The organism is Pseudomonas sp. WS 5010 (assembly GCF_012985565.1).
In the GTDB taxonomy this organism is placed as follows: domain Bacteria; phylum Pseudomonadota; class Gammaproteobacteria; order Pseudomonadales; family Pseudomonadaceae; genus Aquipseudomonas.
This window is the reverse complement of record NZ_JAAQWQ010000005.1, coordinates 700,673-712,701: the sequence shown is the minus strand read 5'-3', so window position 1 is coordinate 712,701 and position 12,029 is coordinate 700,673. Positions and strand designations below refer to the sequence as shown.

General features: G+C 60.6%; 11 protein-coding genes and 1 pseudogene. 8 read left to right on the top strand and 4 right to left on the bottom strand.

The window, feature by feature from the left end; translation table 11 throughout:
- Positions 1-521 precede the first annotated feature (521 nt).
- Positions 522-1,409 carry a threonine/homoserine exporter RhtA gene (gene rhtA, locus HBO11_RS20175; protein WP_169957215.1) on the top strand — a complete coding sequence of 296 codons (888 nt, stop codon included), beginning with the start codon at positions 522-524 and terminating at the stop codon, positions 1,407-1,409.
- Positions 1,410-1,578: 169 nt separating this feature from the next.
- On the top strand, positions 1,579-1,860 hold the full coding sequence (locus HBO11_RS20170) for a hypothetical protein (protein WP_169957217.1): 282 nt from the start codon (positions 1,579-1,581) through the stop codon (positions 1,858-1,860).
- Between the two features lie 4 nt (positions 1,861-1,864).
- On the opposite strand, the gene HBO11_RS20165 is transcribed toward HBO11_RS20170, so the two are convergent.
- Entirely contained in the window at positions 1,865-2,425 is a 561-nt protein-coding gene (locus tag HBO11_RS20165) for a TetR/AcrR family transcriptional regulator (protein WP_169957240.1), read from the bottom strand.
- 90 nt (positions 2,426-2,515) lie between these two features.
- Between HBO11_RS20165 and HBO11_RS20160 the strand changes: the two genes are divergently transcribed.
- Positions 2,516-3,247 carry an SDR family oxidoreductase gene (locus tag HBO11_RS20160; RefSeq protein WP_169957218.1) on the top strand — a complete coding sequence of 244 codons (732 nt, stop codon included), beginning with the start codon at positions 2,516-2,518 and terminating at the stop codon, positions 3,245-3,247.
- Between the two features lie 36 nt (positions 3,248-3,283).
- Positions 3,284-3,874, top strand: a complete 591-nt coding sequence (locus tag HBO11_RS20155) for a 2-hydroxychromene-2-carboxylate isomerase (protein WP_169957220.1) — start codon at positions 3,284-3,286, stop codon at positions 3,872-3,874.
- Between the two features lie 44 nt (positions 3,875-3,918).
- Here the strand turns inward: HBO11_RS20155 and HBO11_RS20150 are convergent, their stop codons facing one another.
- The 3 genes from HBO11_RS20150 to HBO11_RS20140 form a co-directional block, all read right to left on the bottom strand.
- The gene (locus HBO11_RS20150) at positions 3,919-5,727 is read right to left on the bottom strand and encodes an aminopeptidase P family protein (RefSeq protein WP_169957221.1); all 1,809 of its coding nucleotides are present in this window, start codon (positions 5,725-5,727) and stop codon (positions 3,919-3,921) included.
- 37 nt (positions 5,728-5,764) lie between these two features.
- Positions 5,765-6,925: an aminotransferase class V-fold PLP-dependent enzyme gene (locus HBO11_RS20145; protein WP_169957223.1), complete on the bottom strand. Its 1,161-nt coding sequence runs from the start codon at positions 6,923-6,925 to the stop codon at positions 5,765-5,767.
- Positions 6,926-7,146: 221 nt separating this feature from the next.
- Positions 7,147-7,416, bottom strand: coding sequence for a hypothetical protein (locus HBO11_RS20140; protein WP_169957224.1), 270 nt, complete (start codon positions 7,414-7,416; stop codon positions 7,147-7,149).
- Between the two features lie 254 nt (positions 7,417-7,670).
- Here HBO11_RS20140 and ssuD point away from each other — a divergent pair.
- The 4 genes and pseudogenes from ssuD to HBO11_RS20120 all read left to right on the top strand — a co-directional run.
- Positions 7,671-8,813: pseudogene (gene ssuD, locus HBO11_RS20135) on the top strand (FMNH2-dependent alkanesulfonate monooxygenase); the annotation flags it as partial.
- Between the two features lie 49 nt (positions 8,814-8,862).
- Positions 8,863-10,050 (top strand): acyl-CoA dehydrogenase family protein, encoded by a 1,188-nt coding sequence (locus tag HBO11_RS20130; RefSeq protein WP_169957226.1) that lies wholly within the window; start codon positions 8,863-8,865, stop codon positions 10,048-10,050.
- A gap of 8 nt (positions 10,051-10,058) precedes the next feature.
- Positions 10,059-11,162: a sigma-54 dependent transcriptional regulator gene (locus HBO11_RS20125; RefSeq protein ID WP_170042846.1), complete on the top strand. Its 1,104-nt coding sequence runs from the start codon at positions 10,059-10,061 to the stop codon at positions 11,160-11,162.
- 154 nt (positions 11,163-11,316) lie between these two features.
- On the top strand, positions 11,317-11,772 hold the full coding sequence (locus HBO11_RS20120; RefSeq protein WP_169957228.1) for a VOC family protein: 456 nt from the start codon (positions 11,317-11,319) through the stop codon (positions 11,770-11,772).
- Positions 11,773-12,029 lie beyond the last annotated feature (257 nt).

The window sequence follows — 12,029 nt, the reverse complement described above, 5'->3', positions numbered from 1 at the left end:
CACAAGCACCCACACGAATTGCTTGATTCAGTTGTTAAAGAGCGGTTGGTTAAGATCTTTCGTCTCAACCGAGGCGCGCATTCTACAGCAGCCTCATTTGCTGTCAAGTGATTATTTTCAGAAGCTTTCGAGGTTTTCCTCAACAACTTCAACCACTTGCGCTTTCGATCTCTCGTCAGCGGGAGGCGAATTCTACAGCGTTACACGCTGCTGTCAACACCTCTTTTTCAACTTCCTTTTGGCTTCGATGCACTGAAGCAACCTGCTGCCGAAAACTACATAACTCTTTGTTTACCAAGGAGTTTTCCGTTTCGACTGCGCCGGAAGTGGGGCGAATTATAGACTTCTAGAATCTGCCGTCAACCATTAATTCAATTTATCTATCGAAGACCCCGAACCCCCTCAGAACCCTCTCTTTATAGAGAGAAGAACCCACTAATTGAGCAATATATTGCTCAATTAGTGGCAGTTGATCATCATAGTGCCTTCTGCCTCTATATGAACCTGGACGAACACCCCCAATGACCACTTCATCCCGCAGCCTGGGCTCAGCATTATTCCCCGTCGGCCTGCTGCTGATTGCCATGGCCTCGATCCAGTCGGGCGCCTCACTGGCCAAGAGTATGTTCCCGATTGTCGGCGCCCAAGGCACCACCACGCTGCGCCTGGTTTTTGCCAGCATCATCATGCTGCTGTTGCTTCGTCCCTGGCGCGCAAAACTCACCGCCAAAGCACTGCGCACCGTCATCGTGTATGGGATGGCGCTGGGCGGCATGAACTTCCTCTTCTATATGTCATTGCGCACCGTTCCCCTGGGTATCGCGGTAGCCCTGGAATTCACCGGCCCACTGGCCGTAGCCATCTATGCTTCGCGCCGCGCTGTCGACTTCCTGTGGATAGCCCTGGCCATCGTAGGCCTGCTGCTATTAATACCGGTTGGTGAAGCCAGCCAAGGCATCGACCTGACCGGCGCCGCCTACGCACTGGGCGCAGGCATCTGCTGGGCCCTCTATATTTTGTTCGGGCAGAAGGCCGGCGCAGACAACGGCGTCCAGACCGCCGCCCTCGGCGTGATGATCGCCGCGCTGTTCGTGGCCCCTATCGGGATCGTTCACGCCGGTAGCGCACTGCTGACACCCTCGCTGATTCCAATCGCCATTGGCGTGGCGATTCTTTCCACCGCCCTCCCCTATACCCTGGAGATGGTCGCCCTGACCCGACTGCCCGCACGCACCTTCGGCACCCTGATGAGTATCGAGCCCGCATTCGGCGCGCTTTCGGGGCTGTTTTTCCTCCAGGAATACCTGTCCCTGGCGCAATGGCTGGCGATCGCCTGCATTATCATGGCCTCCGTCGGCGCTACCCTGACCATGCGCAGCCAGTCGAAGCCAATCGTCGCGGCAGATTGAGACAGGATTTAACGAAGCTCTGGTATTTGCCGCTCAATTAGGCCATGTTTAGTCTGTAACTCAGTGTCAGTCATGGAGATTTTCGAATAAGGACATCCACGGACGCTACACTTGAGAGCGAGCAAAGCCAGCATCGGGCATTCCAACGGCGCGGCTATTAAGGATGGTAATGAAGCGAATTTTGATAGTGTTTGTCGTGATCGCCCTGGCTGGGTGTGCCGCGACCACCAAGACAGAAGTCAAACGCGGAAAGAAAGGGTTGCATATCAACTGCTCTGGCCTGTCCTCCTCCTGGGACCAGTGCTACACCAGCGCAGCCAATTCGTGCGGCAAGAAGGGCTACCGGGTCATCGCCAAGTCCGGCGACAACACGGAAGAGCCGGGTGATTATCCCTTCGGTATCAACCCTGCCGGCTATACCAGCCGCAGCATGATAGTGCTCTGCAAGTAAGAGCTCATTGTTGGGTGATTCTCTGGCTGAGCTCTTTATAGCTCGATGAAAGCACCTGCGCTTGAACGTGCGGGTCAACCATCATCCTGGCAACCACCAGCGCCCCCACACACTGGGACAAAATGGCCCAGGCCAGGCTGTCACTCTCCAACGTCCGCGCCCAGTTGGCCTGCAGCCGACAGATCCACGCTTGCGCCTGCTGGCGTACAGCTATATCCGCACGCGCAATATCCGCCCCCATGCTTGGCAACGCACACCCGTCCTGCACCTGCTCTACGTGGGTCATGCTCAAATAGATCTTCAGGCACCGCCCCAGGCGCTCCCGACTCTGCACTTCCCCCGCCCCCAAACGCTCAAGGCTTTGGCTCAATTCTCGTTCGACGATTGAACCGAACAGCGCATCCTTTGAGGAAAAGTGGCTATAGAACGCGCCCCCACTCAAGCCAATGGCTTTCATCAAGCCGTCTACACCAACGCTGGCAAACCCTTCTTTCTTGGCCAGTGCCGCGCTGCTCTGCAGAAGCTTGTCTCTGGTTTGCTGCTTGTGACTGACTGAATAGCGCATTGCCTCTCCCCCAAAATACATGACCTTGACGCCTGTCGAATCGTAGCATAACGTTCGTTTAGTTAACGATCGTTTACCCAAGGATCTGCCATGACTGAGAATAAGAAAATCGTACTGGTCGTCGGCGCAGGCGATGCTACAGGCGGCGCCATCGCCAAGCGTTTTGCCCGTGAAGGTTATGTCGCCTGCGTCACCCGACGCAGTGCCGACAAGCTGCAACCCCTGGTGGACAGCATCCAGGATGCCGGCGGCGAAGCCCATGGCTTTGCCTGCGATGCACGCAAGGAGGACGAGGTGATCGCGCTGATCGAGCAGATCGAACACGAGCTGGGTCCGATTGAGGCCTTCGTGTTCAACATCGGCGCCAACGTGCCGTGCAGCATCCTCGAAGAAACTGCGCGCAAATATTTCAAGATCTGGGAGATGGCCTGCTTCTCAGGCTTCCTCAATGCCCGGGAAGTGGCCAAGCGCATGGTGACGCGCCGACGCGGGACGATCCTGTTTACCGGTGCCACCGCCGGGCTGCGCGGCGCAGCGGGATTTGCCGCCTTCGCCGGGGCCAAGCACGGCATCCGCGCCCTGGCCCAAAGCATGGCGCGCGAACTGGGCCCGATGAACATCCATGTGGCCCACGTGGTGGTGGATGGCGCCATCGACACTGACTTCATCCGCGACAACTTCCCCAGCAAATACGCCCTCAAGGACCAGGACGGCATCCTTGATCCCGCGCATATCGCCGATAACTATTGGCACCTGCACAGCCAGCCACGGGATGCCTGGACCTTCGAACTGGACCTGCGCCCCTGGAACGAAACCTGGTAAGCACGCCTACATAACAATAAGCAGCGAGCATCCGACATGAGCAAAACCCTGGAATTCTTCTTCGACCTCGGCAGCCCCACCACCTACCTGGCGTATACCCAACTGCCCGGAATCTGTGGCGAAACCGGCAGCCAACTGGTGTACCAGCCCATCCTCCTGGGCGGCATTTTCAAGGCCACCGGCAACGCCTCGCCCATCACCATCCCGGCCAAGGGTCGCTACATGCTGCAAGACCTGGCACGCTACGCCAGACGCTACGATGTGCCCCTCAAGTTCAACCCGCACTTCCCCATCAACACCTTGACGCTGATGCGCGCCGTCACCGGCATTCAGCTACGCCAGCCAGAGCGCTTTGTCGACTTCATCGACTGCCTGTTCCAGGCGTTATGGGTGGAGGGGCGCAACCTCGGTGATCCGGCCGTCGTCGCGCAAGTCCTGACGGAACACGGCTTCGATCCGGCAAAGGTATTGGAGCTGACTCAGGATGAGGACGTAAAGGACGCCCTCAAGCGCAAGACCGAAGAGGCGATTGCCCGTGGCGTGTTTGGTGCGCCGAGCCTGTTTGTCGATCAACAACTGTTCTTTGGCCAGGATCGCCTGGACTTTGTCCGCGAAGCCTTGAGTTAAAATCTGCAAGCCGCTCGCAGGCCACACCTGCGAGCGGCCGGTCCTTATATAGCGGCCGTGCGCAGCTGCAACCATTCCAGCGCAGCGCCACTGAGCAACGGGCTCAGGCGTTGACGCACCTCGCCATGGTAGTCGTTGAACCACTGCCGCTCCTCGGTCGTCAGCAACGACGGCACCAGGCAACGGGTATCGATTGGGCACAGCGTCAGGGTTTCGAACTTGAGGAACTCGCCAAACTCGGTCTTGCCCGCCTCTCGGTTGAGCACCAGGTTCTCGATACGTACGCCCCAACGGCCCGGGCGGTAGGTACCCGGTTCAATGGAGGTGATCATGCCCGGCTGCATGGCGGTTTGCGGCGCGGCTGCGGCTTGGTACGCAATCACCTGCGGGCCTTCATGGACATTGAGGAAGTAACCCACCCCGTGCCCGGTGCCATGACCATAATCCACGCCTTCGGCCCAGATCGGCGCGCGAGCGATGGCGTCCAGCAAAGGCGAGAGGATGCCCTTGGGGAATTGCGCACGCGACAGGGCAATCACCCCCTTGAGCACCCGCGTGCAATCGCGCTTTTGCTCCTCGCTCGGCGTACCGATGGGCACCATCCGCGTGATATCAGTGGTACCACCCAGGTACTGGCCGCCCGAGTCGATCAACAACAGGCCATCACCTTCGATGACTGCATGTTCTTCTTCGGTGGCGTGATAGTGCGGCATCGCGCCATTACTGTTGAAGGCGGCGATGGTATTGAAGCTCAACGACACGTAATCCGGGCGCCGCGTACGCGCGGCCGTCAGGTGTTCGTCAATCGTCAACTCGGTGATGCGCTCGCGGCCCAGGGCCGAGTCCAGCCAGGCGAAAAACTCGCACAAGGCCGCGCCATCCTGCTCCATGGCCCGGCGAATATGCTCGGCGTCCGCCAGGCTTTTACGGGACTTGGCCAGCGTGGTCGGGTTGAGCCCTTCCACCAGCTTGACCCCACTGGCCAGGTTATCCAGCAACCCTGCGGTCACGCGTGCCGGATCAACCTGCAGGCTGGCACCGCTCGGCACCTCCCCCAGGGCCGCGGCCACTTCGCTGTAGTCACGCAGCGTCACGCCATCGCGCTCCAGCACCCCACGCAACTGGGTATCGACCTTGCCGAGAGCCACAAACAGGGTGGCCTGCTGCTGGTTGATCAGGGCAAATGACACAAACACCGGGTTGAACGAAACATCTGCACCGCGCAGGTTGAACAGCCAGGCGATGTCGTCCAGGGTGGCAATGAAATGCCAATCCGCGCTCTTTTCTTTGAGGCTGGCGCGCAGTGCCGCGAGCTTTTCGCCACGGCTGACCGTGGCCTGGGGTGGCAGGTGTTGATAGATCCGCTGGTTTGGCAGGGCCGGACGGTCAGTCCAGACCTCGTTCAACAGATCGATATCGGTCCGCAGGCGCGCGCCCCGCTCAGCCAGTTTGCCGCCCAGGGTGCGGGCGGACGCAACGGCCATCACCGCACCGTCCACCGCCACTACGCCGCCTTCCGGGGTTTGCTCACCCAGCCATTCCAGCGGGCCGGGCTGCCCTGGTTGCAGCTTCACCAACTCGATGCCGCTGCCGTTGAGTTCCTTGCTCGCCTGCTCCCAGTAACGGCTGTCAGCCCAGACCCCGGCAAAATCAGGCGTGACGATCAGCGTACCGACCGACCCATGAAACCCCGACAACCACTGCCGCCCCTGCCAGTAGCCCGGCAAGTATTCGGACAGGTGCGGGTCGGCCGATGGCACCAGCAAGGCATCGATGCCCTCCCGTTTCATCAACTCGCGGGTATGCGCCAGGCGCTGGGGAACCGTTCCATGGGTCAAAGGCTGCGTAGTCATCATGTCTCCTGCTAACCACTCATAATTGTTATGTGTTTCAAACTGCCCAGAAGGCCGGTGCGCTGGCCAGCGAGCGCTTGATCAATTGCACCGCCTGATCGATATCCTGCGCGGTGGTAAACCGCCCAAGGCTCAGGCGAATGGTGCGACCGGCGCTGCGCGCATCATGCCCGAGGGCAAGCAGAACATGGGACGGCGCATTGCTTGCCGAATTGCAGGCAGAGGTCGCCGAAAACGCGATATCGGCGCTCAAGGCCGCCGAGTTGAACTCACCTTCGCTGAACGTCAGGCTCAAGGTGTGAGGAATGCGCTGGGTGGCGCTGCCGTTCAGGCGCACACCGGGAATGCTCAGCAATTGTTCAAGCAGACGCTGGCGCAGGGCGACAATACCCGCCGACTCTTCGGCAAAAAATTGCCCCGCCAACGCGAAGGCGCTGCCCATGCCGGCGATCTGGTGTGTTGCCAGGGTGCCCGAACGCAACCCGCCTTCATGGCCGCCGCCGTGGATCTGCGCCGTGACGTTCTGCTGCGCCCGCGGCCCGACATACAACGCGCCGATACCCTTGGGGCCATACAACTTGTGTGCGGAAAACGACATCAGGTCGACCGGCCAGCGCGCCAGGTCGATCTCGACCTTGCCGGCGCCCTGCGCCGCATCCACATGCAACAGCGCCCCATGCTCACGCACCCGCGCGCCAATGGCCGGGATGTCGTTGAGCGTACCCAATTCATTGTTGACCAACATCAACGACACCAGGAACGTGTCTTCCCGCAGTGCCTGGCTGACGGCCTCGGCGGTGATCAGGCCCTCGGTGTCCGGCACCAGGTAGGTCACGGCAATCCCGGCTTCCTGCAATTGGCGTGCGGTATCCAGGGTCGCCTTGTGCTCGATCTGGCTGGTGATGATATGGCCACCGGCCACACCCCGCGCCTGGGCCACACCCTTGAGCGCAAGGTTGTTGGATTCGGTAGCGCCTGAAGTCCAGACGATCTGTTCGGCCTGGGCCCCCACCAGTTCCGCCACCTGCCGGCGCGCCTGCTCGACCGTGTGCCGGGCCTGTTGGCCAAAGGCATGGGAGCTGGACGCAGGGTTACCAAAGTTGGCGTTGAAACCCAGGCACTCGATCATGACCTGGATGACCCGCTCATCCACCGGTGTGGTGGCGGCGTAGTCGAAATACAAAGGACGTTTATTCATGACGTTAAAGACCCGCAGAGCATGTTCCCGAGAGCAGCGTCCCAGGGGCAGCGATCAGTACAGAGATCGTCAGGTTAACCCGATCGGATGCCGTTAAAGAATTTAAAAGTGCGTAGGAACGCTCCTGAAATTGAGCTTAACAGGCTCGATGAAAAGGATGGAAAACAAAAAGCCCGAAGTTCCTGCGGGGAACCTCGGGCTCGGGACCACCGCCAGTGCTTTTAGCTGGGGCGGTCATGCAACATCACGTTGCGTTCGGCATTCATTTCGCCCTGGCGATCAAAGCCAAACGGCTTCTGCGACCGGCCAGCCAGCTCGGCTTTCTTCTGTTGATATTCGTCAAACGACAGACCACGACGATTGAGCCCCTCCATCGCCAACTGCCTGGTTTCCTCGGCGGTATACGGGCGCAGTTCGGGGCCTGGCTGGGCGACACAACCGGCAAGGAAAGAGGCAATCAATAACAAGACAACAGAGAGGGAGTGGTTCATGGCGAAGGTCCGGCGAATGGGGCGTCAAGGCAATGAACACAGGCTACTCCTGCCCCCTCCCAGGGAAAAATCATCCGCTGTGATAGTCGCTATCAGCCAATCCTGCATATTCTTTACAGGTCTATAAATAGAGAAATACGTTCATTTACGGAATAAACAAGACGCTCTATAACGGTCCCCCAACGCCGCAACTGTTGTTTACACAACTGTTGGCCAGGCGACACTCTCTGTTGAACATCGCTCAAGGACTTGTCATGGATGTTTTCTGGTTCCTTCCGACCCATGGCGACGGCCATTTCCTCGGTACCACCCAAGGCGCTCGCCCGGTCACCCTCAACTATCTGAAACAAGTAGCCCAGGCCGCCGACAACCTTGGTTACCACGGCGTGCTGATTCCCACTGGTCGTTCCTGCGAGGACTCCTGGGTGATTGCCTCGGCGCTGGTGCCCCTGACCGAACGCCTGCGTTACCTGGTGGCGATCCGCCCTGGGATCATCTCGCCCACCGTGTCCGCGCGCATGGCCGCCACCCTTGACCGCCTGTCCAATGGCCGCCTGCTGATCAATGTGGTGACCGGCGGCGACCCCGATGAAAACCGTGGCGACGGCAGCTTCCTCGACCACAGCGAGCGTTACGAGGTGACCGATGAATTCCTCAAAATCTGGCGTCGGGTATTGCAGGGCGAATCCGTCGACTTTGAAGGCAAACACCTGAAGGTGCAGAACGCCAAGGCCCTTTATCCGCCGGTCCAGAAACCCTACCCGCCGCTGTATTTCGGTGGTTCGTCCGATGCCGCCCACGACCTCGCCGCCGAACAGGTGGACGTGTACCTGACCTGGGGTGAACCACCGGCAGCTGTCGCGGAAAAACTCGCCGATGTACGTGAACGCGCGGCGCGCCATGGGCGCACCGTCAAATTCGGCATTCGCCTGCATGTGATCGTGCGCGAAACCGAAGACGAGGCCTGGAAAGCGGCAGCCAGGCTGATCGAGCATATCAGCGACGAAACCATTGCCGCCGCGCAAAAATCCTTCTCGCGCTTTGACTCCGAAGGCCAGCGCCGTATGGCCGCCCTGCACGATGGGCGGCGCGACAACCTGGAAATCGCCCCCAACCTGTGGGCCGGCGTCGGCCTGGTACGCGGTGGTGCCGGCACCGCCCTGGTGGGCAACCCGCAGCAAGTGGCCGAACGGATCAAGGAATACGCCGACCTGGGCATCGAGAGCTTTATCTTCTCCGGCTACCCGCACCTGGAAGAGGCCTATCGCTTTGCCGAACTGGTGTTCCCGCTGCTGCCCGAACCCTACGCCAGCCTGGCCGGACGCGGCATCACCAACCTCACCGGGCCGTTCGGCGAAATGATTGCCAACGATGTACTGCCTGCCACCGCCAAAGCCGGCTCCTACGGTGGGTCCTCAGTGCATTTGATTTTTTCAGGAGCTGCGCGTGACAGCCAAACCCCATAGCGTCCTGCCGTCCCCCCTGCAGACCGCCAAGCTGCTGGCCGCCGAGTTCGCGCTCAGCGCCGTGGAGCGTGACGAGCGCGGCGGCACGCCCAAGGCTGAGCGCGATGCCCTGCGCCACAGTGGCCTGCTGGCCCTGAGCATTCCCAACCAGTACGGCGGCCTTGGCGCACGCTGGAGCGAAACCCTGGAGATCGTGCGCGAGTTCGCCAAGGTCGACAGCTCCATCGCCCATGTCTTCGGCTTTCATCACCTGATGCTGGCCACCGTGCGCCTGTTTTCCCGCCCGGAACAATGGCAGCCCTGGTTCGAGCAGACCGCCCGCAAGCACTGGTTCTGGGGCAACGCCCTCAACCCGCTGGACACCCGTACGGTGGTCAAGGACTTTGGCGGCTGGCGCGAATTCTCCGGCAAAAAAAGCTTCTGCTCCGGCGCCAGCGATTCACAAATGTTGATCGCCTCGGCGGTGGATGAAAGCGCCGGCGGCAAGCTGTTGATCGCCGCCATCCCCAGCGGGCGCAGTGGCATCACCGTGCACAACGATTGGAACAGTATCGGCCAACGCCAGACCGACAGCGGCAGCGCCAGCTTCGAACGCGTGCGGGTCGAAGAATCTGAACTGCTGCTCGACCCCGGCCCCTTGAGCACGCCCTTTGCCTGCCTGCGCCCGTTGATTGCGCAATTGACGTTCACCCATATGTTCCTCGGGATTGCCGAAGGCGCGTTTGAAGAAGCGCGCAACTACACCCTCGCCGAGACCCGGCCCTGGCACAAATCCACCGTCCAGGATGTGCGTCAGGACCCTTATGTGCTCAACCACTACGGCGAGTTCTGGGTCGCGCTGGAAGGCGTGCGCCTGCTGGTGCAGCGGGCCGCCGAGCTGCTGGACCAGGCCTGGGACAAGGGCCCGGCCTTGAGTGAACAGGAGCGCGGGCAACTGGCGATTGCCATCGCCACGGCCAAGGTCGCCGCCACCCGCAACGGCCTGGAGCTGTGCAGCCGCCTGTTTGAAGTCACCGGCGCCCGCTCCACCCATGCCTCGCTGCGCCTGGACCGCCATTGGCGCAACCTGCGCACCCAAAGCCTGCACGACCCGGTGGACTACAAACTCCACGAACTGGGCGACTGGGCCTTGAACCAGTCCCTGCCCACGCCAACGTTCTATTCCTAGAGGTGCCCATGCAGCTTTTGACCCTCCCGCCCTCGCCCGCCCTCGCCACGTCGATTCGCGCCACCGCGCAAGTCTTCGAAGACCCGAAATCCCAGGCCTTGCTCGCGCATATCCAGCAAGTGGCCCCCAGCGAAGCCAGCGTGCTGATCATCGGCGAGACCGGCACCGGCAAAGAGCTGGTGGCCCGCCATATCCACAACCTCAGCGCCCGGCGCAACCGGCCCTTCGTGGCGGTCAATTGCGGGGCGTTTTCCGAATCCCTGGTGGAAGCGGAGTTGTTCGGCCATGAAAAAGGCGCGTTCACCGGTGCCCTCAGCGCCAAGGCCGGCTGGTTCGAAGAGGCCGACGGCGGCACCCTGTTCCTCGATGAGATCGGTGACCTGCCCATGGCGATCCAGGTCAAGCTGCTGCGCGTTTTGCAAGAGCGCGAAGTGGTGCGCCTGGGCTCACGCAAGAGCATTGCCATCGATGTGCGAGTGCTGGCGGCGACTAACGTGCAATTGGAAAAGGCCATCAACGCCGGGCATTTCCGCGAGGACCTGTATTACCGCCTGGACGTGGTCAGCCTGGAACTGAGCCCGTTGCGCGAACGCCCCGGCGATATCCTGCCCCTGACCCGGCACTTTATCGACGCCTACAGCCAGCGCCTGGGCTACGGCCCCATCACCATCAGCCCCGAGGCCGAGCAAAAGCTCAAGAGCTACAGTTGGCCGGGCAACATTCGCGAACTGGAAAACGTCATTCATCACACCTTGCTGATATGCCGCAATGGCGTGATCGAGCGCGATGACCTGCGCCTGTCGAACATGCGCATCGAGCGCCAGGACGATAGCCAGCACGGCGTCGACAACAGCGCCGAAGCCTTGTTGGAGCGGGCCTTCCAGAAGCTGTTCGACGAACAGGCCGGCGCCCTGCATGAGAAGGTCGAAGACGCATTGCTGCGCGCAGCCTACCGCTTCAGCCACTACAACCAGGTACACACCGCCAACCTGCTGGGCCTGAGCCGCAATATCACACGCACCCGCCTGATCAAAATCGGCGAACTGGCGGTCAACAAGCGCCGCCCAGGGGCAAACCTGCAGGGCGAACGCATGTTGCACCTATCGATATAGGTTGGCGCTGCGCTCGGTGCAATCGTGCGCGCCGCTGCTTGATGAAATGTTCAGGGAGCCGTGACAGTCGTCGGCTAGCCAGAGGCCACGAAAGACCTGGCCTATAGTGAAAAGACCGGAAAACCGGCCCCTGGCAACCTTCAAGGAGAGCGACATGAGCGTCAAACCTATCCCCGAGGGCTATCACAGCATCACGCCCTACCTGGGCATCGACAAGGCCGCGCAAGCCATCGAGTTCTACAAAAAAGCCTTCGATGCCACTGTTTTCATGCGCCTGGACATGCCCGACGGCAAGGTCGGCCATGCCGAATTGCGCATCGGCGATTCGCCGATCATGCTGGCCTCGCCCTGCGATGAAATGGCCTTCGCCAGCCCAGGAGCGCACCCCACCAGCGTTGGCCTGCACCTGTATGTGAAGGACGTCGACGCCCAGTACAAACAGGCGATCGCGGCAGGCGCCATTGCGATTTCCGAACCCAAGGATCAGTTCTACGGCGACCGCTCTGGGACACTCAAGGACCCGTTCGGGCATGTCTGGTTCCTCGCCACCCATATAGAGGAGTTGACCGAGGAACAGATTCGCCAGCGCGCCAAGGATCTGTTCGCATAACCCCCATCACCTGTAGAAACCGGCTTGCCGGCGAAAAACCCGGGAACAACGCGGGGCAGCCAATACCCAGCGTTATCGCTGGAGATTTTCGCTGGCAAACCAGCGCCTACAGGGCGCTTGTTGCGCATCGGAAACATTTGCTTTCATTTGCGTCTTAGGGTTTTGCGATTCTCATCCGTCTTAACTTAGATACAGCCCGTCGCGTAAGCAAAAGCTACGACCGGCCTTTCCCGGGCCTCCTCTGCCCCCCTCCGATC

Bases quoted from the DNA above. Each gene is read 5' to 3' on its own strand.
- rhtA (WP_169957215.1), top strand. From the start codon at position 522: ATGACCACTTCATCCCGCAGCCTGGGCTCAGCATTATTCCCCGTCGGC.
- HBO11_RS20170 (WP_169957217.1), top strand. From the start codon at position 1,579: ATGAAGCGAATTTTGATAGTGTTTGTCGTGATCGCCCTGGCTGGGTGT.
- HBO11_RS20165 (WP_169957240.1), bottom strand. From the start codon at position 2,425: ATGCGCTATTCAGTCAGTCACAAGCAGCAAACCAGAGACAAGCTTCTG.
- HBO11_RS20160 (WP_169957218.1), top strand. From the start codon at position 2,516: ATGACTGAGAATAAGAAAATCGTACTGGTCGTCGGCGCAGGCGATGCT.
- HBO11_RS20155 (WP_169957220.1), top strand. From the start codon at position 3,284: ATGAGCAAAACCCTGGAATTCTTCTTCGACCTCGGCAGCCCCACCACC.
- HBO11_RS20150 (WP_169957221.1), bottom strand. From the start codon at position 5,727: ATGACTACGCAGCCTTTGACCCATGGAACGGTTCCCCAGCGCCTGGCG.
- HBO11_RS20145 (WP_169957223.1), bottom strand. From the start codon at position 6,925: ATGAATAAACGTCCTTTGTATTTCGACTACGCCGCCACCACACCGGTG.
- HBO11_RS20140 (WP_169957224.1), bottom strand. From the start codon at position 7,416: ATGAACCACTCCCTCTCTGTTGTCTTGTTATTGATTGCCTCTTTCCTT.
- HBO11_RS20125 (WP_170042846.1), top strand. From the start codon at position 10,059: ATGCAGCTTTTGACCCTCCCGCCCTCGCCCGCCCTCGCCACGTCGATT.
- HBO11_RS20120 (WP_169957228.1), top strand. From the start codon at position 11,317: ATGAGCGTCAAACCTATCCCCGAGGGCTATCACAGCATCACGCCCTAC.